Source organism: Hydrocarboniphaga sp. (assembly GCF_028291725.1).
Taxonomy (GTDB): Bacteria; Pseudomonadota; Gammaproteobacteria; order Nevskiales; family Nevskiaceae; genus Hydrocarboniphaga.
Genome location: NZ_JAQGNT010000015.1, coordinates 12,625 through 35,322, shown reverse-complemented (window position 1 = coordinate 35,322; position 22,698 = coordinate 12,625). Strand labels below are relative to the sequence as shown.

The 22,698-nt window shown below is 65.6% G+C and carries 20 protein-coding genes and 2 pseudogenes; 12 read left to right on the top strand and 10 right to left on the bottom strand.

The genetic code is table 11. The features are described from left to right. Positions 1–44 precede the first annotated feature (44 nt). On the top strand, positions 45–1,820 hold the full coding sequence (locus JWQ90_RS04595) for an Ig-like domain-containing protein (protein ID WP_299690075.1): 1,776 nt from the start codon (positions 45–47) through the stop codon (positions 1,818–1,820). Here JWQ90_RS04595 and JWQ90_RS04590 read toward each other — a convergent pair. After that, positions 1,780–3,489 carry an oligopeptide:H+ symporter gene (locus JWQ90_RS04590; RefSeq protein ID WP_299690072.1) on the bottom strand — a complete coding sequence of 570 codons (1,710 nt, stop codon included), beginning with the start codon at positions 3,487–3,489 and terminating at the stop codon, positions 1,780–1,782. The two genes, JWQ90_RS04595 and JWQ90_RS04590, sit on opposite strands and share 41 nt — an antisense overlap. A gap of 196 nt (positions 3,490–3,685) precedes the next feature. Between JWQ90_RS04590 and JWQ90_RS04585 the strand changes: the two genes are divergently transcribed. The 5 genes from JWQ90_RS04585 to JWQ90_RS04565 all read left to right on the top strand — a co-directional run bounded on the left by JWQ90_RS04585 (position 3,686) and on the right by JWQ90_RS04565 (position 10,346). After that, complete coding sequence (locus JWQ90_RS04585) at positions 3,686–5,767, top strand: S9 family peptidase (RefSeq protein ID WP_299690069.1); 2,082 nt, start codon at positions 3,686–3,688, stop codon at positions 5,765–5,767. 119 nt (positions 5,768–5,886) lie between these two features. Next, on the top strand, positions 5,887–7,602 hold the full coding sequence (locus JWQ90_RS04580; protein WP_299690066.1) for a M28 family metallopeptidase: 1,716 nt from the start codon (positions 5,887–5,889) through the stop codon (positions 7,600–7,602). 220 nt (positions 7,603–7,822) lie between these two features. Then, on the top strand, positions 7,823–9,439 hold the full coding sequence (locus JWQ90_RS04575) for an ATP-binding cassette domain-containing protein (protein WP_299690063.1): 1,617 nt from the start codon (positions 7,823–7,825) through the stop codon (positions 9,437–9,439). Then, positions 9,439–9,987 (top strand): YaeQ family protein, encoded by a 549-nt coding sequence (locus JWQ90_RS04570; RefSeq protein WP_299690060.1) that lies wholly within the window; start codon positions 9,439–9,441, stop codon positions 9,985–9,987. The genes JWQ90_RS04575 and JWQ90_RS04570 overlap by 1 nt, the downstream gene beginning before the upstream one ends. Before the next feature lie 80 nt (positions 9,988–10,067). Next, the gene (locus JWQ90_RS04565) at positions 10,068–10,346 is read left to right on the top strand and encodes a hypothetical protein (RefSeq protein ID WP_299690058.1); all 279 of its coding nucleotides are present in this window, start codon (positions 10,068–10,070) and stop codon (positions 10,344–10,346) included. Positions 10,347–10,420: 74 nt separating this feature from the next. Here JWQ90_RS04565 and JWQ90_RS04560 read toward each other — a convergent pair whose 3' ends face one another. Then, positions 10,421–10,864 carry a PA2169 family four-helix-bundle protein gene (locus tag JWQ90_RS04560; protein ID WP_299690055.1) on the bottom strand — a complete coding sequence of 148 codons (444 nt, stop codon included), beginning with the start codon at positions 10,862–10,864 and terminating at the stop codon, positions 10,421–10,423. A gap of 111 nt (positions 10,865–10,975) precedes the next feature. Beyond that, positions 10,976–12,060, bottom strand: a pseudogene (locus JWQ90_RS29110) (FAD-dependent oxidoreductase). 69 nt (positions 12,061–12,129) lie between these two features. Here JWQ90_RS29110 and JWQ90_RS04545 point away from each other — a divergent pair. Beyond that, positions 12,130–12,318 (top strand): hypothetical protein, encoded by a 189-nt coding sequence (locus JWQ90_RS04545; RefSeq protein WP_299690046.1) that lies wholly within the window; start codon positions 12,130–12,132, stop codon positions 12,316–12,318. 17 nt (positions 12,319–12,335) lie between these two features. Beyond that, positions 12,336–13,004, top strand: coding sequence for a DNA oxidative demethylase AlkB (gene alkB, locus JWQ90_RS04540; RefSeq protein WP_366919436.1), 669 nt, complete (start codon positions 12,336–12,338; stop codon positions 13,002–13,004). Positions 13,005–13,123: 119 nt separating this feature from the next. On the opposite strand, the gene JWQ90_RS04535 is transcribed toward alkB, so the two are convergent. From JWQ90_RS04535 to JWQ90_RS04515, 5 genes are all read right to left on the bottom strand, one after another. Beyond that, positions 13,124–14,062 (bottom strand): MBL fold metallo-hydrolase, encoded by a 939-nt coding sequence (locus tag JWQ90_RS04535; protein WP_299690040.1) that lies wholly within the window; start codon positions 14,060–14,062, stop codon positions 13,124–13,126. 13 nt (positions 14,063–14,075) lie between these two features. Next, entirely contained in the window at positions 14,076–14,432 is a 357-nt protein-coding gene (locus JWQ90_RS04530) for a DUF1304 domain-containing protein (RefSeq protein WP_299690038.1), read from the bottom strand. A 69-nt stretch (positions 14,433–14,501) separates the two neighbouring features. Further along, on the bottom strand, positions 14,502–15,143 hold the full coding sequence (locus JWQ90_RS04525) for a glutathione S-transferase family protein (RefSeq protein ID WP_299690035.1): 642 nt from the start codon (positions 15,141–15,143) through the stop codon (positions 14,502–14,504). 7 nt (positions 15,144–15,150) lie between these two features. Beyond that, positions 15,151–15,786 carry a glutathione S-transferase family protein gene (locus tag JWQ90_RS04520; RefSeq protein WP_299690032.1) on the bottom strand — a complete coding sequence of 212 codons (636 nt, stop codon included), beginning with the start codon at positions 15,784–15,786 and terminating at the stop codon, positions 15,151–15,153. Between the two features lie 46 nt (positions 15,787–15,832). Then, positions 15,833–16,681 (bottom strand): uroporphyrinogen-III synthase, encoded by an 849-nt coding sequence (locus tag JWQ90_RS04515; protein ID WP_299690029.1) that lies wholly within the window; start codon positions 16,679–16,681, stop codon positions 15,833–15,835. Positions 16,682–16,906: 225 nt separating this feature from the next. Between JWQ90_RS04515 and JWQ90_RS04510 the strand changes: the two genes are divergently transcribed. After that, positions 16,907–17,218 (top strand): hypothetical protein, encoded by a 312-nt coding sequence (locus JWQ90_RS04510; RefSeq protein WP_299690027.1) that lies wholly within the window; start codon positions 16,907–16,909, stop codon positions 17,216–17,218. A 428-nt stretch (positions 17,219–17,646) separates the two neighbouring features. Beyond that, positions 17,647–18,801, top strand: coding sequence for a sensor domain-containing diguanylate cyclase (locus JWQ90_RS04505; protein ID WP_299690024.1), 1,155 nt, complete (start codon positions 17,647–17,649; stop codon positions 18,799–18,801). Positions 18,802–18,841: 40 nt separating this feature from the next. Here the strand turns inward: JWQ90_RS04505 and JWQ90_RS04500 are convergent, their stop codons facing one another. Together JWQ90_RS04500 and JWQ90_RS04495 are read right to left on the bottom strand one after the other, a co-directional pair. Further along, a complete protein-coding gene (locus tag JWQ90_RS04500; RefSeq protein ID WP_299690021.1) occupies positions 18,842–19,390 on the bottom strand; it encodes a TonB-dependent receptor in 549 nt (182 codons plus the stop codon). 961 nt (positions 19,391–20,351) lie between these two features. Beyond that, a pseudogene (locus JWQ90_RS04495) lies at positions 20,352–20,687 on the bottom strand (TonB-dependent receptor); the annotation flags it as partial. A 260-nt stretch (positions 20,688–20,947) separates the two neighbouring features. Between JWQ90_RS04495 and JWQ90_RS04490 the strand changes: the two are divergent. Both JWQ90_RS04490 and JWQ90_RS04485 read left to right on the top strand, forming a co-directional pair. Further along, complete coding sequence (locus JWQ90_RS04490) at positions 20,948–21,811, top strand: alpha/beta hydrolase (RefSeq protein WP_299690018.1); 864 nt, start codon at positions 20,948–20,950, stop codon at positions 21,809–21,811. Between the two features lie 47 nt (positions 21,812–21,858). Then, positions 21,859–22,674: a class III extradiol ring-cleavage dioxygenase gene (locus tag JWQ90_RS04485; protein WP_299690015.1), complete on the top strand. Its 816-nt coding sequence runs from the start codon at positions 21,859–21,861 to the stop codon at positions 22,672–22,674. Positions 22,675–22,698: the final 24 nt, after the last annotated feature.

Genomic DNA, 22,698 nt, shown 5'->3' with positions numbered 1-22,698 from the left:
TTCGACAGCCGCCTATAGACGCGGCATCACTTCGGGGTCTGCGTATGAGTTCCATTCGATTGCTTCTGGTTTCCATGCTGGCGGCGACGCCGGTGCTCGCTTTCGCGGCACCGATGCGCCTCAACCCCGATCTGTCGTCGCTGTCGTCGCTGCCGATGCACGTGACGGCTGGCGCCAGCATCAGCAAATCGCTGGCCCAGGCCAGCAACAAAAGCGATCCGGTGCAGTTCGCAATCGCGACGCCGCTCAAGGTCGGACTCGACGGCGGGCTCTGGGATCGCGCCGATGCGAACACCGACCGCTGGCGCGCGCGCGTGCGCTCGGCCGGCGCGCTCGGCCTGGGCCTGGAATTCAGTAAGTTTGCGTTGCCCGAAGGCGCCGCGCTGTGGGTCTACGACGACGCCGGCCAGCTGGTGCAGGGCCCGTACACCCGGGCCGACCAGACCGCCGAGGGCAAGCTGTGGACCGCCATCGTTCCCGGCTCCTCGGCCGTGCTCGAACTGCAGGTGCCGGCCGAGGCGCGCGACGCGGTGCAGCTGGAACTGGCCCAGGTCGATCACGCGTTTCTTGACATCAGCAAGGCCGCCGCGATCGTCAGCGCCAAATCCGGGTCCTGCAACGTCGACATGATCTGCTCCGATGGCAATGCCTGGCGCGCCGAGGGCCGCGCGGTGGCGATGATCAGCATCGGCAATACCTACGTCTGCAGCGGCGAGCTGCTGAACAACGCGCGCCAGGACAAGGACCCGCTGTTCATCACCGCCAATCACTGCCAGGTCGGCCAGACCTCGACCACGCCGGCGTCGTCGGTGGTGTTCTACTGGAACTACCAGACCAGCAGCTGCGGCGGCACGCCCAATGGCAGCCTGAGCCAGAACCAGAGCGGCTCGACCCTGCTCGCCGCCGACGTCGGCTCCGACTTCACGCTGCTGCGCCTGAACAAACAGCCGAACTCCGAGTACAACGTCTACTTCGCCGGCTGGGATGTCGGCAGCGCGATCCCGCAGTCCGGCGTGGCGATCCACCATCCTCAGGGCGAGGAAAAGCGCATCAGCACCTACAGCACCGCGGCGGTGCGCCAGGATGTCTGCATCGACGGTTCCAGCAGCGACAGCAGCTGCACGCGCCTGGTCAAGAGCTGGCAAGTGAACTGGGCGCGCGGCGTCACCGAATCCGGCTCGTCCGGCAGTGGCCTGTGGAACCAGAACCATCGCCTGGTCGGCGTGCTGTCGGGCGGCAACACGTCCTGCACCAACACCGCGGGCAACGACTATTTCGCGCGGCTGGAAGTGGCCTACACCGCCAATGCCGCCGCCAGCGGCCAGCTCAAGGCCTGGCTCGATCCGGCCGGCAGCGGCATCACCGGCATAGCCGGCCGCGAGAGCAGCAGCTCGGTGGTGACCGCGGTCACCGATACCGTCAGCACCGTTGTCGGCACCGCCACCACACTGCTCAATGTGCTGGCCAACGACAGCACCACCGGCAGCGGCGCGCTGACAATCACCTCGGTGACCAACGGCGTCAAAGGCGGCATCGTCAAGATCGTCGACAACGAGCTGGTCTATACGCCGCCCGGCGGCTTCGTCGGCACCGACAGCTTCACCTACACCGTCAGCGACGGCAGCAGCAGCGACACCGTTCCAGTCTCGGTGGTGGTGGCCGAACCGACATCCGGCGGCGGCGGCGACAGCAGCAGTGGCGGCGGTGGCGGCGCGATGCAGTGGCCGGCGCTGCTGGTGTTCGCCTCGCTCGGGCTGTTCCGGCTGCAGCGCCGGCGCGCTACTTCAGCCCGTGCATGCCGCGCCGGATCAGCGGTGTGAGCGCCAGGATCAGCAGGCCACTGCCCAGGCCGACCCAGGTCATCAGCCCGAACAGATCGGCGTAACGCAGCGACGCGGTCGCGAAGTCCAGCGTCGCGCCTTCCGGTATCTCGATCGACGCGAGCTTGCTGAACTGCGCGGCCAGCACTTCGGAGTAGGCCGTGGCCAGCCAGAACGCGCCCATCATCACGCCGACGACGCGTGCGAGCGACAGCTGCGTGACCGCCGCCATGCCGATCGGCAGCAGGCAGATTTCGCCTATTTCGAGCACGAAATAGGCGAGCACCAGCCACCACACGCTGGCCAGTTCGCCGCCCATCGCCGCATGTGCGCCGGCGTTCAAGGGCACAAACGACAGCCCCGCCGCCAGCAGGCCGATACCCATCTTCGCCGGCTTGCTCGGGTTCAGGCCGCGGCGCTCCAGCACCGGCCACAGCCAGGAAAACAGCGGCGCCAGAATCACCAGGAACAGCGCACCGAGAAAAGTCAGCGAGCCGGCGGTCTGCGGCACCAGCACCACGTCGCGCGTGATGGCCACGCACATCCCCACGACCAGCAGCATGACCAGCGCGACACCCAGGCCGCTGCGTCCGCGGTCGCTGGCGATCAGCGAGGCCGCCATCAGCGGTGGACTCGCGGCCATCGAATAGAACGCCCAGGGCAGGCCGGAGGCGGCGCTGGTGAAACCGAAAAAGTTCTTCGTCGACAGCCGGTCGGTGTAGGTGATCCAGGCGCCGTAGGTCTGCTCGTAGAGCGTGTAGAACACCAGCACGCCGATGATCAGCATCACCAGCGAAATCATCTGCGCGCGCTGTACGCGGTTGCAGTGACGAACCAGAAACCAGAGGAACCAGGCAACGAAGGCCAGCGCGATCAGATGCATCGCGCCGTGCACGGTCCAGGTGCGCTGGATCAGCTGCCAGACCAGCGCGACACCGCCGATGCCGCCCAGATAGATCGCGGTTTCCCGCGACACCGGCCCGACTCTCTGGCGCAGCTTGTCCGGGTCGGCCGGATCGGCGTGACCTTCGAGATAGCGCTGGCCCCACAGGAACATCGCCAGGCCCGCGAGCATGCCGACGCCGGCCGCACCGAAGCCGTACTTCCAGCCGTAACTCTCGCCCAGGTAGGCGCAGATCAGGCTCGCGAACATCGCGCCGACGTTGATGCCGGCGGCGAACAGCGTGAAGCCTGAATCGCGCCGAGGATCGTTGTCCGCGTACAGCTTGCCGACGATCGTCGAAATATTCGGCTTCAGGAAACCGACACCCATGATGATCAGCGCCAGCGACAGATAGAACACCTGCAGCGCCGCCTCGTCGCGCACCACCACGCCGTCGACCAGGCGCGCCGCATGGCCTTCATACGCCATGCCCAGATGGCCGAGCACCAGCAGCACGCCGCCGAACACCACCGCCTTGCGCATGCCCAGCCAGCGGTCGGCGACCAGGCCGCCGATCACCGGCACCGCGTAGACCAGGCCGCCGTAGGCACCGAGCAGGTCGTAGCCGGCGTCGTCGCCGAACAGGTGGTACTTCAGCAGATACAGCAGCAGCAGCGCCTTCATGCCGTAGAACGAAAAGCGCTCCCACATCTCGGTGAAGAAGCAGACGTACAGGCCCTTCGGATGGCCGAGGAAGTCGCCGGGACGCGCGGCGCTGGCAGGCATCGATGTCGAGACCATGTTGGATACGAGGGAGTGAGGCCAAAATCAACGGTAGCAGACCGAAGATCCCGGCAGCTCGGGCTTAAGCTCGGGCTACAGTCCGAGCTACGGCACCGATCGAAACCGGTGGCCGTGCGTCCCGACCGTGCCAAGCCCCCGCAAACTCCTTACCATTCCCCTTTCGAAAGCGGACCCCCTCATGACCCGTGTGCTCCTTGCGGCGCTGCTCGCAGCCGCCGCCCTCGTGCCTGCCGCCGCCGGCGCCACCGACAGACACCCGCTGACGATCCGCGACGTCGTCACCTTCGAGCGCGTCTCCGACCCGCAGGTTTCGCCCGACGGCCGCTACCTGGCCTATACGCTGCGCTCCACCGACATGGACGCCAACAAGGGCCTGCGCTCGGTCTGGCTGATGGACCTGAAGACCAGCGGCCTGCGCAAGTTCGCCAGCGGCACTGGCAACTCGGACACGCCGCGCTGGTCACCGGACAGCAAGTCGCTGTACTTCCTGTCGACGCGCTCCGGCAGCGCCCAGGTCTGGCGCCAGGGCCTGGAAGGCGAGGCGCAGGCGGTGACGCAGCTGCCGCTCGATGTCGGCAGCTACAAGCTGTCGCCGCGCGGCGACAGGATCGTCGTCAGCATGGAAGTGTTCGCCGACTGCGACACGCTGGCCTGCAGCAAGAAGCGCTTCGACGAACACGCCAAGAGCAAGGCCAGCGGCGTGCTCTACGACAAGCTGTTTGTGCGTCACTGGGACAGCTGGGCCAGCGGCGCGCGCTCGCAGCTGTTCATCGCAGCGCTCAAGTCCGGCGGTGCCGGACAGGCTGCTGGACAGGCTGTGATCGGCGACGCGCACCTGCTGTCGCGCGGCATCGACGGCGACGTACCGTCCAAGCCTTTCGGCGACGACGCCGAATACACTTTCACGCCCGACGGCAAGACCGTTATTTTCTCGGCCCGCATCGCCGGCCGCACCGAGCCCTGGAGTACCAACTTCGATCTGTATTCGGTCGAGACCGAGGGCAAAAGCAAGCCGGTCAATCTGACCGCCGACAACCTGGCCTGGGACGCGCAGCCGATCGTCACGCCCAATGGCCGCACGCTGGTGTATCTGGCGATGAAACGCCCGGGCTTCGAGGCCGACCGTTTCCACATCATGGTGCGCGATCTGCGCAGCGGCAAAACGCGTGAGCTGGCGCCGAAGTGGGATCGCTCGCCGGACCACATCGCGCTGTCCGAAAACGGCAGCACGCTGTACGCGACCGCGGACGAACTCGGCCAGAAACCGATCTTCGCGCTGAATCTCGGCGGCGGCGCGATCAAAAAGCTCACCGGCGCCGGCACTGTCAGCGGCTTCAACCTGTCCGAAGACGGCCTGGTGTATGTGCAGAACAATCTGGCCGCGCCGGACGATCTGTACCGCATCGCCTGGAACGGCAGCACCACGCAGCTGACGCGGCACAACGCCGACAAGCTGGCCGCGATCGAGATGGCGCCCTACGAGCAGTTCTCGTTTCCCGGCGCCGGCGGCGATACGGTTTACGGCTACGTGATGAAACCGGCCGGCTACGAGCCCGGCAAGAAATATCCGACCGCCTTCATCATCCACGGCGGCCCGCAGGGCAGCATGGGCAACGACTTCCACTATCGCTGGAATCCGGAAGTGTTCGCCGGCATGGGCTACAGCGTGGTCTGGATCGACTTCCACGGCTCCACCGGCTACGGCCAGGCGTTCACCGATTCGATCTCCGGCGACTGGGGCGGCAAGCCGTTCGAGGATCTGCAGAAAGGCCTCGCCTACGCGGCCAAGACCTACGACTACGTCGACGCCGATCACGCCTGCGCACTCGGCGCCAGCTACGGCGGCTTCATGGTCAACTGGATCGCCGGCAACTGGAGCGACGGCTTTAAATGCCTGGTCACGCACGACGGCGTATTCGATGCGCGCGCGATGGGCTATGCCACCGAAGAACTCTGGTTCGACGAGTGGGAACACGGCGGCACGCCGTATGAAAAGCCCGAGAGCTACGAGCGTTTCAATCCGGTCGCGCATGTCGCGCAGTGGAAGACACCGATGCTGATCGTGCATGGCCAGCTCGACTACCGCATTCCGGTCGAGCAGGGCCTGGCCGCGTTCACCGCGCTGCAGCGCCGCGGCATCGAAAGCCAGTTCCTGTACTTCCCCGACGAGAATCACTGGGTGCTGAAGCCGAACAACAGCATCCAGTGGTACGACACCGTGCAGGCCTGGCTGGACCGGCATCTGAAGCCGGCGAAATAAGCCTGTCTCGCTCCTGTGTAGGTTGGGGTGAGCGCAGCGAACCCCAACGTGTGCCCGCGCCGATGTTGGGGTTCGCTGCGCTCACCCCAACCTACTCGGCTGCGTCAATCGAGAGAACGATGAAATCCTGGAACCGGTTTGCACTGATCGCCGTCTTGCTGCTCGCCGCCTGCGGCAGGAAAGAAACACCGCAAACGCCCGCGCCGGCTTCGCCGGCCACTGAGAACGCACTCGCCCCGGCGCTCGCCCAGATCGACGCCGCCGACCTGATGAAGCACATCAAGGTCCTGTCCAGCGACGAATTCGAAGGCCGCCTGCCCGGCACGCCGGGCGAAGAAAAAACCGTCGCGTACATCAGCGCGCAATTCAAGGCCCTGGGTCTGGCGCCGGGCAATCCCGACGGCAGCTTTGTACAGAACGTGCCGCTGCTCGGCATCGACGGCAAGCCGACGATGTCGCTGAGCGTCAACGGCAAAAAGATCGCGACCGAATACCGCCGGGATTTCGTCGCGGCGACCTCGCGCTTCGTGCCCGAAGTGAAAGTCGAGAATTCCGACCTGGTGTTCGTCGGCTACGGCGTACAGGCGCCGGAATACGGCTGGGACGATTACAAGGGCGTTGACGTGCACGGCAAGACCCTGGTCATGCTGATCAACGATCCGGCGATTCCGGACCCGAAAGATCCAGCCAAGCTCGACGACGCGATGTTCAAAGGCCGGGCGATGACCTACTACGGCCGCTGGACCTACAAGTACGAAATCGCCTCAACGCTCGGCGCCGCGGCCGCGATCATCATTCACGAGACCGAGCCGGCTGCGTATCCCTGGGCGGTGGTGCAGAACTCCTGGTCGGGTGAGCAGTTCAACCTCGCCAGCGCCGACAAAAACATGAGCCGCGTGCCAGTGCAGTCCTGGATCACCAGCGACAAGGCGCGTGAACTTTTCAAGGCCAGCGGCCTGGACTTCGACGCACTGAAAACCGCTGCGCTCAGCCGCGATTTCAAGCCGGTGCCGCTGGCCAAGGCCAAGGTCAGCTATACCATCGAGAACCAGCTGCGTGAAGTGCAATCGCACAACGTGATCGGCAAGCTCGACGGCTCGGACGATAAGCTGAAGAGCGAATACTTGATCTACACCGCGCACTGGGATCACCTGGGCCGCGACACCACGCTGGTGGGCGACCAGATCTACAACGGCGCCGCCGACAATGCCTCGGGTGTCGCCGGGCTGCTGGAGATCGCGCAGGCCTTTGAAACGCTGAAAGTGAAGCCGAAACGCTCGGTGCTGTTCATCGCGGTGACCGCCGAAGAGCAGGGCCTGCTCGGCAGCAAGTTCTATTCGGAGAATCCGCTGGTTCCGCTGGACCAGACCGTCGCCACCTTCAACATGGACGTGCTCGGCAGCTGGGGCGCGACGCGCGACACGCAGATCGTCGGTGCCGGCCAGAACACGCTGGAAGACGACTACGCCGCGATCGTGACCCGGCACGGCCGCATCGTCATCGCCGACGCCGAACCGCAGAAGGGCTCGTACTTCCGATCCGACCAGTTCAACTTCGCCAAGCAGGGCGTGCCGTCGCTGTACACCAAGGCCGGCGTCGACGTGATCGGCAAGCCCGGTTATGGCGAATCCAAGCGCGCCGAGTACACGGCCAACGACTATCACAAGCTGTCGGACGAGATTAAGCCGGACTGGGATCTGAGCGGCGCGGCGCTGGATGCGCAGTTGCTGTTCGAGGTGGGTGATGTGGTGGCCAATGGCGATGTCTGGCCGACGTGGAAGGCGGGGTCGGAGTTCAAGGCGAAGCGGGATTCGACTCTCAAGGGAAGCCGGTAAGCCAAAAAAAAAAGTGGATTCCGCGACCTGTAGGAGCGGTCCTTGACCGCGATTGAGACCTTCAAGAGCGCATTCGCGGTCAAGGACCGCTCCTACAGTTCCGCTTACTGCGCTGTGCCCGGTTCTAAAGCTCCCAAAAAAGCGCCACCCTGGCCAAAAAAACCACAACCCCCTTACTAATTACTCAGGCCAAGCAAGGCTACGCCCGGTAAACTAGCGGATGATCTCCGCATCCCGCCTCACCCTGCGCCGTGGCCCGCGCGCGCTCCTGGAAGACGCTTCCTTTTCGATCCACAGTGGCTGGCACGTCGGCCTGATCGGCCGCAACGGCACCGGCAAATCGACGCTGTTCGCTGCGATTCTCGGCCAGTTGGCGCCCGACAAGGGCGAGATGTCGTCGCTGAAGAACGTCGCGGTCGCCACCGCCGCCCAGGACACGCCCGCCCTGCCGGACCTCGCGATCGAATTCGCGCTGGACGGCGATGTCGAACTGCGCGATCTGGAACGGCGCCTGGCGATCGCGGAAGAAAAAGAAGACATCGACACAATCTGCGCGATCCACGAGCGCCTCGGCATGATCGGCGGTTACGCCGCCCGCGCGCGCGCGGCCTCGCTGCTGCACGGGCTGTCCTTCAGCCAGGAGGCGCAGCAGCGCCCGGTCGCGGACTTCTCCGGCGGCTGGCGCATGCGCCTGAACCTGGCCCGCGCGCTGATGTGCCGCTCCGACGTGCTGCTGCTGGATGAGCCGACCAATCACTTGGATCTGGACGCGGTGATCTGGCTGCAGAGCTGGCTGGCGCAGTATCCGGGCCTGCTGATGGTGATCTCGCATGACCGCGAGTTCCTCGACGCGGTCACTACGCACACGCTGCACCTGGAAAACCAGAAGGCCAATCTCTACACCGGCAACTACTCGCAGTTCGAGCGCCAGCGTGCAGAGAAGATGAGCCTGCAGGCCGGCGCCTTCGCCAAGCAGCAGAAGCAGGTCGCGCATCTGCAGAAGTTCATCAACCGCTTCCGCGCCTCGGCCTCCAAGGCCTCGCAGGCGCAGAGCCGCATCAAGGCGCTGGAGCGCATGGAGATGGTCTCGGCGGTGCACGCCGATAGCGAGTTCAGCTTCGAGTTCCCGGAGCCGGATCGCCTGCCCTCGCCGCTGGTGCGCTTCGACGACGTCGTCGCCGGCTACGGCGAGAAAATCATTCTCGAAAAGCTGCGCGTGCTGGTCGCACCGGGCGAGCGCATCGGCCTGCTCGGCCAGAACGGCGCCGGCAAGTCGACCCTGGTGCAGACCATCGCCGGCGCGATCCCGGCGCTGTCGGGCGACCTGATGCGCGACAAGTATCTGCGCGTCGGCTACTTCGCCCAGCACACTACCGAGACGCTGGACCCGGACGCCTCGCCTATCCTGCATTTCCGCCGCATCGATCCGAAAATCAGCGAGCAGGAACTGCGCGGCTTTCTCGGCGGCTTCAACTTCAAGGGCGACCGCGTCTACGAGCCGGTAGGCCCGTTCTCCGGCGGCGAGAAGGCGCGGCTGGCGCTGGCGATGGTGGTCTATCAGAACCCGAACCTGCTGCTGTTAGATGAGCCGACCAATCACTTGGATCTGGACATGCGCCACGCGCTGGAAACGGCGCTGATGTCGTATGCCGGCGCGGTGATCGTGGTCTCGCATGATCGCCATTTGCTGACCAGCACCTGCGATACCTTGTGGCTGGTCGCCGACAGCCGCTGCGTACCGTTCGACGGCGATCTCGACGATTACGCCAAGTGGCTGAATACGCGCGATCTGAACGGCGGCAAGAAAGTCTCGAAGAAGTCCGCGGCAGCCGCGTAATGGCAGCGGCCAAAGCGACCATTTACAAGGCGCAGCTCGCGGTCGCCGACATGGACCGCGGCCACTACGCCGACTACGCGCTGACGCTGGCGCGGCATCCCTCGGAGACCGACGAGCGCATGATGCTGCGCCTGGTCGCCTTTGCGCTGCATGCCGATGAGCTGCTGGCCTTCGGCAAGGGCCTGTCCGATCCGGACGAGCCTGACCTGTGGCGGCGCGATCTGACCGGCCTGATCGAGGAATGGATCGTGCTCGGCCAGCCCGACGAGCGCAATCTGATCAAGGCCTGCGGTCGCGCACGCCAGGTCACGGTCTACAACTACGGTCACGCGGCAGGGCAATGGTGGGCCGGCGCCGAAGCCAGGCTCGAACGCGCGCGCAATCTGCAGGTGCGCCGGCTGTCGGTCAGCGGCGATACGCCGGTCACCGCGCTCGCGGCGCGCACGATGGATCTGAACTGCTCGATCCAGGAGCAGCAGATCTGGATCGGCAACGGCGAGCTGACGATTGCGGTGGACTGTACGGAACTCAATCCCAAGATGGGCTAGGTTGGGCTAGGCATCCCCGACAGACGGAACGAAGTCGGCGCAGAATCGTCACAGAAACTGCGGTTCAACCAGGAGCGACCATGGCGCGTGCCACCATCACTGTCCACCTTCCGAGTCATCGCAGCCGGGCGCTGCAGCTCGAACAGAACACGGCCGAGGCGATCGAGGCCTATGACGCCAACATCGGCGACTACCTGAAGTTTCTGAAAGACGAAGCGTCCAGGCACGACTACGCAGTCAAGACCGACAACACCGATTTTGAAGGTGTGTTTTCGATCAACGATACCGACCATGCCGGCAAGAAAACCGCGCACGACTGGCTGGAAACGCAGCCGGATGTCTGGAACTGGATTCCGTAATCGCAGCGGTGATCGTTGGGGTTCGCTGCGCTCACCCCAACCTACCCCCAACCTACCCTCAAGCTACGACAGCCCTACGCCGCCGCGCGGTACTGGTCGCGCAGATCGCGGATGTGGTCGTGGTTGGCGACCACGCCGTGATACTGCTTCTCGACGACGCTACGCACTTGCGGTGGCAGCTCGGCTTTCAGGGCCTTGCCGTAATTCGCCTTGGCGTGATCCTCACCGCGTTCGACTTCCTCCAGCACCGCGATATTGCTATCGCTGACCGCGGTCTTGATCTTGACCCAGCCGCGATGCGCTGCACCGGCAACGCTGCCGGATTTCTCCGGCGCGCCGCCAAGGGCGGTGACCAGGGTCTGCAGCTCGCGAACGCTCTGGCTGCAGCTGCCCGCGCGTTCCGAGAACAGCTGTTTCAGCTCGGCTGCGGCCGCCTTGTCGGACGCTTCTTTGAAGCCCTTCATGCCATCTTCGGAAGTCTCGATCAGGCCATTCAGAATCTTGACGGTGTCATCCATGACATTTACTCCTCGTTATTGCTTCTGGGATCGGCGCGGCATCCTGCCACGCTCGCGATTTTTGACAGTTGTCAGCTGCGAAGTTCAAGCCGGGTTCGATGGTTCAGTGGACTAGACGCACGGCCCGTATTCGAGCTGGTCTGTGTCGGCCGCGGCCGCGGCCGCGACATTCATCTGCGTGCACAGATCGCGCAATGCCGTGCGCAGGCCTTCTTCCAGCGTCGGGTGATAGAAAGGCATATCGAGCAGGGAACGCACCGTCTGCCGCTGCTGCACCGACCAGGCGAGCAGATGGCCGATGTGTTCCGCCGAGGGGCCGACCATCTCGGCACCGATCAGGCATCCGCTGCCGGGATCGCCGTATACCTGCAGAAGCCCGCAGTTTCTGTTCATCACCCGTGCGCGCCCCTGATCGGCGAAATCGAGCTTTCCGATCTTGCGGTCGGGCTGCGTCACATTGCCGATCACCGCGATCTGCGGATCGCTGAACGTCACCGACATCGCAACGCGCCGCGGATGCGGCTTCACATCGGGGAAGGCCGCGGCGTTCTGTCCGGCGATAGCGCCTTCGTCCACGGCCTCATGCAGCAGCGGCCGCTCATGATCGCAGTCGCCGGCAATGAAGATCACACTGTCGCCGCAACGCATCGTCGCGCGATCGAACCGCGGCCTGCCGTCGAGGACGGCAGGCTCGTCAGCTCGAAAATATTCTCGTTGGTCAACACACGATCACGCACCGCCTCGAACATCGCCGGCACGTCCGATCTGGAACCGGTCGCGATGACGATCGCCTTGGCCTGTATCTGCGTGTGCTCGCCGACCCTGAGCGTGTTGCCGTCGACAAAGCGCGCATGGCCGACGAGGCGCTGGTGCTGAGGGATCGCCTCGTAAGCCTTAAGCACTCCGCGAACGAAGCGGTCACGCTCGGTGCGCACTCGCGCCATCACCGCCCGACCATCGACGCGCATCGGCGCAGTCTGGATGCCGAACACGCTGGCGTTACCGCAGCCGTGGGCCAGCTGCGCGGCCGCTATCAGCAGCTTGGAAGGCATGCAGCCGATACGCGCGCAACTCGTACCGGGCACGCCGGATTCGATCAGCAGCGTGTCGGCACCGCCACGCTTGGCCGCACCGCTGGCAGCGAGGCCCGCGGTCCCGGCACCGATCACCGCAACTTCGCAGCTCATCTTCTTCATCAGAGGTTCCCTAGGCCACGCATGCGATCATGTGCTCATCGAACTTGTCCTTAGTACCGGGAGCCCTGCATGAACGAGGAACTGACCGAAATCGATCTGCTATGGCTGGCGCGCTACGAGCGCGACGAGCGGGCGCAAGCCGCGCCGATCGAGACGCTGGCGCGGCTCGAGAAAAAAGGCCTGCTGATGCACGGCTGGGGACATACGCACGTGGTCACCGATCTCGGCCGCCAACTGCTGGAACAGCACGGCGCGTGAACGCAGTGAACGCAGTGATGCAGCGCAGGCCGTACCGCCCGACCGGCGATCTGTTCGATGGCGCCGACCCCGGTGCCAGCGAAGTTCTCGCTGACGGCGCCTGGGTGCTGCGCGGATATGCCGCCGCGCATGCGCCAGTCCTGCTGGCGGAGATCGCCGCCATCGCCGCCGCCGCAGCGCCCCGACATCTGATCGTGCCCGGCGGCAAGCGCATGTCGGTTGCGATGACCAATTGCGGCGCGCTGGGCTGGGTCAGCGATACGCGCGGCTATCGCTACGAGCCCTGCGATCCGCAATCCGGCAAGCCCTGGCCGGCGATGCCCGCGAGCCTGCTGTCGCTGGCGCGCGAGGCTGCCGATGCGGCCGGCTATGCGGGCTTCGCGCCCGACGCCAGCCTGTGCAATTTCTACCAACCCGGCGCGCGGATGTCACTGCACCGCGACCACGACGAAGGTGACCTTGCCGCGCCGATCGTATCGATATCGCTGGGGCTGCCGGCGACCTTCCTGTGGGGCGGGTTGGCACGCGCGGATCGCGCGCGGCGGCTGCGCCTGGTGCACGGCGACGTCGTGGTCTGGGGTGGAGCGTCGCGGCTGGTGCATCACGGCGTTGCGCCGCTGGCCGAAGGCGAGCATCCCTTGAGCGGACGCTGGCGCTACAACCTGACCTTTCGCAAGGCTCGTTGAGTATCGCGGTCAAGGACCGCTGCTACGGGACGCCGTTCGTAGGTCGGCAATCCTTTGCCGACGTTTTAGCCCGACGCGCAGCCGAGGCCTCACGTCGGCAAGGGATTGCCGACCTACGACTACTGCGTCGTCGCCGGATACACCGGCAGCTTCGCGAACGCGCGCCCATCATGCGCCGGCAGCAGCTCGAACTGCGGAAAGCACTGGTGTATCGCGGCCACGTGCTCGATGCCTGCACGCACGGCCGCTGAATCCGCATCGACCATCTGCCGCAGCAACCAGGGGCGCTCGGTCGGAATCGCGATGCCCTCGGTCTGCCACACCAGATCGCCGAGCAGCGCATAGCGCGCGCCGGACGGCAGCGCGATGAAGGCGATGATCGAGCCCGGCGTGTGGCCCGGCGCCGGCACCAGCACGATGGACCCATCACCCCAGACATCGAAGCTATGCGCGAACCCCAGGTAGGGGCCGCCGTCGAACGCATATTCCTGGTACGGCAGCGCGCCGAAACTGCGCGCCAGCGCGGCCATCGGCGCATCGCTGTCGATGAAGCGATGTTCGTCCGCGTTGATCCACACCGGTACGCCGCTCAGATCGGCGACACCGCTGATGTGATCCCAGTGCGCATGGGTCAGCACGACGCCGGCCAGCTGCTTCAGATCGTAGTGCTGCGCTTTCAGCTGCTGCGCGGCCGGCGTGCCGCGCGTGAGCTTGCTGAACTTGCGCATCAGCAGCGGCATGGTCCGCATATGGGCATCGACATCGCGGCCCAGGCCGGCGTCGAACAGCAGATCGCCGCGTGGATGGTGGATCAGCACCGCGGTGGTCGAGAACTCGCGCTTCTCCAGAAAATCGCCGCCGCGGAATGCAAAACCGGCACTGGATTCCATGCTGCCGGTCGGCAGCGCGCTCAAGCTCATATCGGCAGGCGGCGTCGCGATCGGCAGGCGGGTGTCGGCGAGTTCGGCGACCGGCAGCTTCAGCGGCGTGAACGTCCAGGTCAGCAGCGCCGAGCCGAGCAGGATCAGCATCACGAAAACCAGCATCAGCTTTTTCATTTCTTTGACCGGATCATGAGGCGAGCACCAGGCCCATCGCGATCGCGCCGGGCACGGCCTGCACCCACAGGATCTTGCGGTTCACGGTCAGCGCGCCGAATGCGCCGGCGACGATCACGCAGCCCAGGAAAAACAGCTGGACAGGCTGCCCGGCCGCGCCCTGCACCAGCCCCCAGACCAGGCCGGCGACCAGAAAGCCGTTGTACAGGCCCTGGTTTGCGGCAAGGCCCTTGGAGGCGGTCGCGAACTCCTGGGTCAGCCCGAAGATGCGCCGTCCGCGCGGCTTGTCCCACAGGAACATTTCCAGAATCAGAAAGTAGAAGTGCAGCAGCGCGACCAGCGCCACCATGATGTTCGCTGCGATGTGCATGATCTCTCCCCCTAGCGTGATGCAGATTTTTACTGCGCTTGTTTTACCGCGATTGACCTACCGCGCTTGTCATTCTTCCCAGTGCCGCGAGAAAACCGCCGTCACGGCGGGATGCCGATCGAGTTCGTCCATCAGCGTGGCAAAAGCCGGACGCGCCTCGCGCAGATGACTGCGGGTTCCGGCCCAGCGCGACACCACGCTGGCCATCCAGTCCAGCGCACCGGGCGCAGCACCACTCAGGTAGCGATCGAGCAGGAATGCGTCGGCGAAGATTTCCCAGTGATGATAAAGACGCTGGCGCGTGCCGCGGCGGATGCGCTCCTTCGCCGGCTCGTCGTCGTCGGCATCGGCGCACCAGCGCTCCGGATAGTCGATCACGCTGATTGCGGAGTAGCAATTGGCGGCGAGATACACCAGGCCGCGGATGACATGCGCGCGGCCGCTTGCAGAGTCCGGCAACAGACCGCAGGCCGGATGCATCAGGCCGAGATGGATCAGGATCGCAGCGCTCTCGGTCAGCACTTCGCCGCCCGGCAAAACCAGGGTCGGAATCTGGCCGAGCGGATTCACGCGATGCAGCTCGGCCAGCGCGGATTCGGGCAGCCAGGTCGCCGCGTCGATCAGGCGATAGTCGATACCCGCGATCGCTAGCCCGGCCTCGGCGATCGCCGAACCGGAGCGTCGCGATCCGAATAGCCTGTAGCCGCTCACACGCCGCTCACGCGCCGGGCAGCGACGCGGAGAGTTCGTTTTCGAGCCGCGCGACTTTGACGAACGCGGGCCGCGCGTTGACGCGCTGGCTGTACTCGATGATCAGCGGATCTTCGGGCAGCAGCTTGAAGCCGAGCATCCACTTCAGCGCCGCGCCCCAGAGCACGTCCACCGCGGAGAACTGCGGGCCGAGAAAGTACTCGCCTTTCGACAACTGCGTAACGAAGGTCTTCAGCATGGTGTCGTAGTCGCCGTAGGGGCACATCGCCGGCGGTGCCGGCTCGCGCTTGAGAGCGCGGTCGACCACGGCCGGCTCGAAGCTCGCGCCATAGAACGCGAGCCAGCGCAGGAACGGCCCGCGCAGCGGATCACCGATCGGCGGCGCGAGGCCGGCCTGTGGATGCAGATCAGCCAGGTACTGATAGATCGCGGCCTGCTCGGTGATCAGTGCATCGCCGTGCATGATCGCCGGCACCTTGCCCATCGGATTGATCGCCAGATAATCGGCGGCGCGCTGCTGGCCGGCCTTCATGTTGATCACGCGCATTTCATGATCCGCGTGCAGCTCTTCGAGCAGGATGCGGACGCCGCTGGAACGCGTGTTCGGCGAATGGAAGAAAACCAGCTTGCGGCTGTCGGTCATCGTGATCTCCTCGACGGTCTTGAATTTGTTGGCCGAATATACGACCTCAGCGCAGCGCGGCGCCCAGTGCGCGCATCAGCGGCTTCATGAAGTAATCACCGTCCGGCATCGCCTGCACCGGCACGCCGCGTGCGGCCAGCGCATCGGCGACCACCGGGCCGACCGCGGCGACCACGGTCCGCGTCAGGCCCAGCTGCAGCTCGGCGTCGCGTGCGCACTCGGCGGCGACCCGATACAGGCGATCGACCTGGGCCATGCTGGTGAACGCGATCGCCTGCACCCGGCCGCCGGCAAGCTCGTCGATCAGCGCGAGCACGGCATCGCGATCGACCGCATCCGCGTACACGTAGGGCGATACCAGTAGCAGGCTCGCGCCGGCGGCGCCGATCGCCTGCTGCAGCGGCAGGTTCGGCTCGCTGCCATAGAGCTGCACGCCGACGCGGCGGCCGCGCATGTCCAGCGTCGACAGCGTCTGGATCACGCCGGCGGTGGTCGGCGCAGCAGCCTCGATATCACTGCGCAAGCCGATCTCGCGCAGCGCGCGGCCGGGCTTGGGGCCGCGCGTGATCTTGCGCACCTGAGCCAGCCGCGCGACGAAATCCGCATGCAGCGCCGGGTCGTGACGCTGCGCGCAGCCGAGCAGGCGGCGCAGGCCTTCGCCGGTCAGCAGCACCAGGTCGTCGCAGGCGCCGTCGGTGAACGCGCGTATCCAGGCGAGCACCGGCGCCGGATCGGGCGCGTCGCGGATCGAGATCAGCGGGCAGCGCAGCACCTGCGCGCCGCGCCGTTCCAGCAGCGCGCTGAACACGTCGAGTTCGCGCGTCTCCGGCACCGCGATGCGGCACTGGCTGAAGTCGGGTTCTCTGCTCGATTCTTTGCTGGCGGTGGCGGACATGCGCGGCTGGCTGGGATGGATCGCATGCAGGTTAAGCAAAAGCGGCGCGCCCGGCAGCGTCCGCGGTCGCGGCCGGCGGACGCCGGCGCCGCATCCCGGTGTCCGCGGACACCGGCAGTTCGCCGTCTATCTTGCACTTTATTGTTTGTTTTCAGCATATTGAATTATTTTTTGCGGATGGCACGCGCCTCGCAATATCGGCGGTGTAGCTGACCGGAGAAGACCATGAACCAGCAGACCCAGAACACCGCCCGCCGCATCCGCCCGCTCGCCGTCGCCGCATTGCTGTGCGCCAGCTTCGGCTCCCAGGCGGCGGATAGCGTGACCGCGCGCGCCGCCAGCGGCGTCGGCCTGTGGATCGCGGCCCAGGGCAACGCCGCATTGCACGAACTCGGCCAGGAGCTGCGCGACGAACTGCGCCAGCAGATCAAGCCGCTGCTGCCTCAGCCGACCGAAACCGCCGATGAGCGGGCCGAGATGAGCTGCTCCGATCCGGCCCTGCCCGGCGTCGACGATCTCCGCGATCGAACCTGCTAGCAGCCAGTCGGACCCGGGATTGATCGGCTGCAAAAGCGGCTGCGCGATCACCCAAGCCCGACAGGCTGCTGGCGCCGCTTAGGGAACCTCTGGTTAGTTCTGCGCGCCCGCGTTGCCCCGGAAATGACGCCAGGCAAGGCGCGAGGACGAGGAGTCATAGCGGTCGCTATGACGACGACGAGCAGCGCCGTATCGCGGCGTTATCGCGGCGTTGACCTGTGTCTGCTGCTAGCACAGCTCGGCGGCGCATCCGCTCGCGGGCGAGTGCGGGCACCATCTTTCGTGTCGCTGGCGCCGCCGGAAACCCGATTCCGCCCCGTCCGGGCCTCGACGTTAAAGTGCCCGGGGACTCCGGCCGATACTGCGACATGGCGGGCTGTCGCCATCCCCGCTACCGGCCGCCGGAGCAAGGGCACGCGGAGCGTTCATTGCCTTTCAAGACCATCGTAAGATTCATCAGCGACGTCGCCGCCGTCGAAGCCGGCAGCGAATACACAAACGAGAGTCCGGCGCGGCGGCGTACGCTGCGTGCACACATGGTGCTGCTGGCGGCGGCCAGCAGCGCCTTCGATACCCTGATGCTCGCGCTGTTAGTTGACGAGGGCCTGGGGGACGCCATCATCCCGATTGGCTACGCGCTGGTCTCGACGCTTTGCTGGGGAACATTTTTCCTGCTGCTCAGGTACGGCTGGAGCGAGCGCTTCGCCGATCCTTATCTGACCGTCGCGCAGATCCTGTCGGCGGCGGCGGTCGAGATCGGCTTTTCACTGCTGGCGCCCGAACTCGCATTCTATTTTCTCAATCACCTGTTCATCGTATTCGCGTTCGGCGCGCTGCGGCTGAGCTGGCGAATAACACTGGCGACCTGGCTGGGGGTGAGCATGGCCACCGGCGTCATGCTCAACCACATCGGCCCGGCCTTTACCTTACCGGGCGAAAACGCGACGCAACTCGCGCTGGCCTGGATCGCGCTGATGTCGGCGATCCTGCGCTGCACTTTCGTCGGCCTGTATGGCAACGCCGTGCGCGAAAAGCTCATCGAGCGCAACCAGCAGCTGGCGATCGCGGCGGCTCGGATCGAACACCTGGCCAGTGACGAGCTCACCGGCGCGCTCAATCGCGGGCCGCTGTGGCTGCAGCTGGAAGAGCAGGCACGGCGCACCGCCGCGGCGGTGCAGGGCTTCAGCGTGGCGATGCTGGACCTGGATCATTTCAAGTTGATCAACGACCGCTTCGGTCACGGCACCGGCGACCAGGTGCTGAAGATTTTCACTTCCCTGGTGCAGGGCTGTCTGCGGCCGACCGACACGCTGGGCCGCTATGGCGGTGAGGAATTCATCCTGGTTTTACCTAACCAACATGTCGGCTCGGCCAAGGAGGTCTGCGAGCGAGCGCGCCGTACCGTAGCCGACTACGACTGGTCCGCGACGGCGACGGGACTGGTGGTGACAGTGTCCATCGGCATCGCGAATTTTCACCCGTCGGAGACCGTGGACGAAGTCGTCGTGCGCGCCGATCACGCGCTGTACTGCGCCAAGCATCAAGGCCGCAACTGCGTGATTCTTGACGCATCGGCGCAGTAGCGCGATAGCGTCTTTCCCGCTAAAGCGGGAATGACGGCAGCTAAAAGAAGCCGAGCCTGAGCGTCGCCGACACGCTGCGCAGCGGACTCTGCTGTGCGGTATACGTGTTCGCATACACACTGTTGTCGAACACCAGATCCAGCGTGCGCTTGTCGGTGAGATTGTTGCCGTTGACGACGAAGCTCCAGCGCTTGTCGTCGGAACCCAGCAGCAGATGCGCGCCGAGCAGCGTGTATGCATTCTGGAAGCTGTGCGAATCCAGGTCGACCGCGGAATACTGATCGCCGCGATACGCAACATCGATGCCAAAACGGGCCGTGATCTTCCAGGGCAGGCCCAGCACCAGCGTCGGCGACAGCGTGCCGGTGACGGTTGGCGCATTCGCCAGCGTGCGGCCGCTCAGGTCCTGGGTGTCCGAGCCGCTGTCGTCATCACCGGCTGCGGGCGCGTCGCGATACTTCACGTACTCGGCTTTGGAGAACGCAAGCGACGCGACGAGGTTGAACCAGCCGATATCCGGCCGCCACAGCGACTCGAGCTCGACGCCCTGCAGCTGCGCCTTCGCCGCGTTCGAGGTCTGGTAGGTCACGCCGTCGAAATCCACGCGTGTCCTGCCAGAAGCCGCGCAGCAGCTTGTCGTTGATCGGCACGCCGGGCAGGTTCGGCAGGCTGTCGATGATCGTGCCCAGCGGCCCGAGATCGGGCGCGCCGAGCGCTTCCAGGCCGGCCGAACTCAAGGCGAAATCGACCAGGTTGTCGCCGGCAATCGCATCCAGGTGGCTTTCGAGCTTGGAATGGAAAGCATACAGACCGAGCGTCCACTCGACTTCGCCGGCAAGGCCGAACAGCGAGTCCGCGGTGCCGCTGGGACGCAACTCCACCGAATCCTGCTGGTAGTCGACGCGGAAATCGGTGGTGATGATGTCGGCCGCGCTGACGTCGGCGTCGATGATCGTCGCCAGATTGAAGCCGGCATGACCGACGACCGTGGTCAGCTTGACGCCATGCGAACCCCACAGATCACCGAGCGTGTAATCGACCAGCGCGCGCTCCAGATCGGAATAGCGGTCGACATAGCCCGGCGTGTTGAACGCGGTGTGCGCGTCGAGCGGATCGTCCTCGGTGCGGCTGTCGTAGCCCTGCGCATAACGCAGCGCCGCCGGGCTCGCCGAATCCAGCTGCCAGGGCGCGTAATCGACCTGCAGGTCGGAGTACTGGCCCGCCAGGCTGACATGCCAGTTCTCGCCGGGATCGCCTTCGAGCTTGAGCCGCGCAGCGCGCTGCCCGAGCGTGTTCTCGTGACGGTTCAGCGTGCTGTTGTCGACATCGCCTTCGCGGTCCCAGTACACGCCGGCAGCACGCGCCGCATAGTGCTCGCCGATCGGCACATTCAGCATCGCCTCGGCGCGGCGCTGCAGCGGATCGTCGCCGCCGGTCAGGGCCAGCGAGGCCGCAAGGGCGTCCTCGGGCTCGTAACTTCGGAAGTTGATCACACCGGCAATGGTGTTTTTACCGAACAAGGTGCCCTGCGGCCCGCGCAGCACTTCGACGCGATCCATGTCGAACAGGCCATCGGGAATGAACTCGGCGCGGCCCAGCGCGAGATCGTCGAACACCAGGCCGACCGCCGGCTCGAAGCCGACATTGTCGGTCTCGGTGTCGTAGCCGCGGATGCCGATCACCGGCGCCTGCGGATCGATATCGATCTCGACGTTCGGGATGAAGTTCTCCAGCGCGCCGGCGTCGAAGTTGCCGCTCTGCTCCAGAGTTTCAGCTGCAACCACGCCAACCGACAGCGGCACGCTCTGCAGGCTCTGCGAGCGCTTCTGCGCGGTGACGATGACTTCTTCGGGCTCCGCGACCGCTTCATCGGCACGCGAGAGCATCGGCGAGGTCTGCGCCTCGACGCCGACCGCTATCGTCGGCAGCCCTTCGGCCTGCTGCTGCGCAGCGGCGTTGGACACGAGCAGCGCGCAGGCCCAGGCCGTGCGCAAGGCGATGTTCGACATGCTTCCCCTTGGAAAAACGCTGCTGTCCCCAAACCGCAGATCATCGGCGCCAGCTTTGCGCGGCGGACTCGGCAGCACAAGAGTGAAATGCCGGCCCGCCTTACAATGGCGGCACCCTACGCAACCGGACCGCAAAGATGACCCATGCCGCCAGCCTCATCCGTACCGAGCGCTACGCCGGAGCCGGCATCAGCCTGTGCGGCGACGTGGGCGGCGATCCCTCGGCGCCGGCGGTGATCCTGCTGCACGGCGGCGGGCAGACGCGGCACTCCTGGCGCCGCGCGCAACACGAGCTGATCGAGCAGGGCTTCTACGTGATCAGCCTGGACGCGCGCGGCCATGGCGACAGCGACTGGCCCGCCGATGCCGACTACACATTCAAATCACAGGCGAACGATCTGCGCGCGGTGATCGCAACGCTGCCGCGTTTGCCGGCGCTGGTCGGCGCGTCGATGGGCGGCGCTACCGCGCTGTACCTGATCGGCAACAGCCCCGAGCCGATCGCCAGCGCGCTGGTCATGGTCGACGTAGTGCCGCGAATCGAAGCCGAAGGTTCGAAGAAAATCCGCGAATTCATGGGCGCGAATCCGCAGGGCTTCGCGAGCCTGGAAGAAGCGGCCGACGCGGTCGCCGCGTACTACCCGACGCGCAAGCGGCCGAAAGATCCCAGCGGCCTGATGAAGAACCTGCGCCTGCGCGACGATGGCCGCCTGCACTGGCACTGGGACCCGCGCTTCATCTCATCGATGGAGCGCGCCGAGCCGCCTGAAATGGGGCGTTTCATGCTCGCCGCCTGTCGCGGCGTGCACGTGCCGACCTTGCTGGTGCGCGGCATGGAGAGCGACATCGTCGGCCAGGCGGGCGTCGAGGAATTCAGGCAGCTGTTGCCGCAGCTGCAGGTCGCCGACGTGGCCGGCGCCGGCCACATGGTCGCCGGCGACAGGAATGATGCATTCAACAAGAGCGTCGTCGATTTTCTGCGCGGCTTGCCCCACGGCTGAACGTCCCCATCGTTGCGGCGATATCCGAGCATTGGTAAGAAACCGCCATGAGCGACACCGAAATCAGCAGCGAGCGTCTGCCAACCTACTTCATCCCGCATGGCGGCGGACCCTGTTTTTTCATGGACTGGAATCCGCCGGATACCTGGAAGAGTCTCGGCGCCTGGCTGAGCCGCATCGGCGCCGAGGTCGGCGCCAGGCCGAAAGCGGTGATCGTGGTGTCCGCGCACTGGGAGGCGCCATCGTTCTCGGTGACCGGCGCCGCGCAACCGGCGCTGATCTACGACTACCAGGGCTTTCCGCCGCACACGTACCAGCTGAGGTATCCGGCGCCGGGCGCGCCTGAACTCGCACAGCGCATCAGCTCGCTGCTCAGCGGTGCAGGGCTCAGCGCGCAGATCGATGCGGCGCGCGGCTGGGATCACGGCGTCTTCATCCCGTTCAAGCTGATCTATCCGCAGGCCGACGTGCCGATCGTGCAGCTGTCACTGAAACGCGGGCTGAGCCCGGCCGAACATATCGCGGCAGGCCGCGCTCTGGCGCCGCTGCGCGACGAAGGCGTGCTGATTGTGGGCAGCGGCTACAGCTATCACAACATGCGCGGCTACGGCGGCGCCGGCGAACAGGCCGCGGCCGAATTCGACAGCTGGCTGAGCACTGCGATGACGCAGCACACATCCGCCGATCGCGAAGCCCTGCTGCGCGAATGGGAGCGCGCGCCATCGGCGCGCGCCGCGCATCCTCGCGAAGAACATCTGTTGCCGCTGATGGTCGTCGCCGGCGCTGCGGCTGACGATACCGGCCAGCGGGTGTTCGGCGAGCAGGTCTGGAAGATTGCGACTTCGGGGTTCCGCTTCGGCTGATCTTCCGGTGCGATGAGCGTCGCA

What these genes read in the sequence shown, in the direction of transcription:
- JWQ90_RS04595 (WP_299690075.1), top strand. Translation starts at nt 45, where the DNA reads ATGAGTTCCATTCGATTGCTTCTGGTTTCCATGCTGGCGGCGACGCCG.
- JWQ90_RS04590 (WP_299690072.1), bottom strand. Translation starts at nt 3,489, where the DNA reads ATGCCTGCCAGCGCCGCGCGTCCCGGCGACTTCCTCGGCCATCCGAAG.
- JWQ90_RS04585 (WP_299690069.1), top strand. Translation starts at nt 3,686, where the DNA reads ATGACCCGTGTGCTCCTTGCGGCGCTGCTCGCAGCCGCCGCCCTCGTG.
- JWQ90_RS04580 (WP_299690066.1), top strand. Translation starts at nt 5,887, where the DNA reads ATGAAATCCTGGAACCGGTTTGCACTGATCGCCGTCTTGCTGCTCGCC.
- JWQ90_RS04575 (WP_299690063.1), top strand. Translation starts at nt 7,823, where the DNA reads ATGATCTCCGCATCCCGCCTCACCCTGCGCCGTGGCCCGCGCGCGCTC.
- JWQ90_RS04570 (WP_299690060.1), top strand. Translation starts at nt 9,439, where the DNA reads ATGGCAGCGGCCAAAGCGACCATTTACAAGGCGCAGCTCGCGGTCGCC.
- JWQ90_RS04565 (WP_299690058.1), top strand. Translation starts at nt 10,068, where the DNA reads ATGGCGCGTGCCACCATCACTGTCCACCTTCCGAGTCATCGCAGCCGG.
- JWQ90_RS04560 (WP_299690055.1), bottom strand. Translation starts at nt 10,864, where the DNA reads ATGGATGACACCGTCAAGATTCTGAATGGCCTGATCGAGACTTCCGAA.
- JWQ90_RS04545 (WP_299690046.1), top strand. Translation starts at nt 12,130, where the DNA reads ATGAACGAGGAACTGACCGAAATCGATCTGCTATGGCTGGCGCGCTAC.
- alkB (WP_366919436.1), top strand. Translation starts at nt 12,336, where the DNA reads ATGCAGCGCAGGCCGTACCGCCCGACCGGCGATCTGTTCGATGGCGCC.
- JWQ90_RS04535 (WP_299690040.1), bottom strand. Translation starts at nt 14,062, where the DNA reads ATGAAAAAGCTGATGCTGGTTTTCGTGATGCTGATCCTGCTCGGCTCG.
- JWQ90_RS04530 (WP_299690038.1), bottom strand. Translation starts at nt 14,432, where the DNA reads ATGCACATCGCAGCGAACATCATGGTGGCGCTGGTCGCGCTGCTGCAC.
- JWQ90_RS04520 (WP_299690032.1), bottom strand. Translation starts at nt 15,786, where the DNA reads ATGACCGACAGCCGCAAGCTGGTTTTCTTCCATTCGCCGAACACGCGT.
- JWQ90_RS04515 (WP_299690029.1), bottom strand. Translation starts at nt 16,681, where the DNA reads ATGTCCGCCACCGCCAGCAAAGAATCGAGCAGAGAACCCGACTTCAGC.
- JWQ90_RS04510 (WP_299690027.1), top strand. Translation starts at nt 16,907, where the DNA reads ATGAACCAGCAGACCCAGAACACCGCCCGCCGCATCCGCCCGCTCGCC.
- JWQ90_RS04490 (WP_299690018.1), top strand. Translation starts at nt 20,948, where the DNA reads ATGACCCATGCCGCCAGCCTCATCCGTACCGAGCGCTACGCCGGAGCC.
- JWQ90_RS04485 (WP_299690015.1), top strand. Translation starts at nt 21,859, where the DNA reads ATGAGCGACACCGAAATCAGCAGCGAGCGTCTGCCAACCTACTTCATC.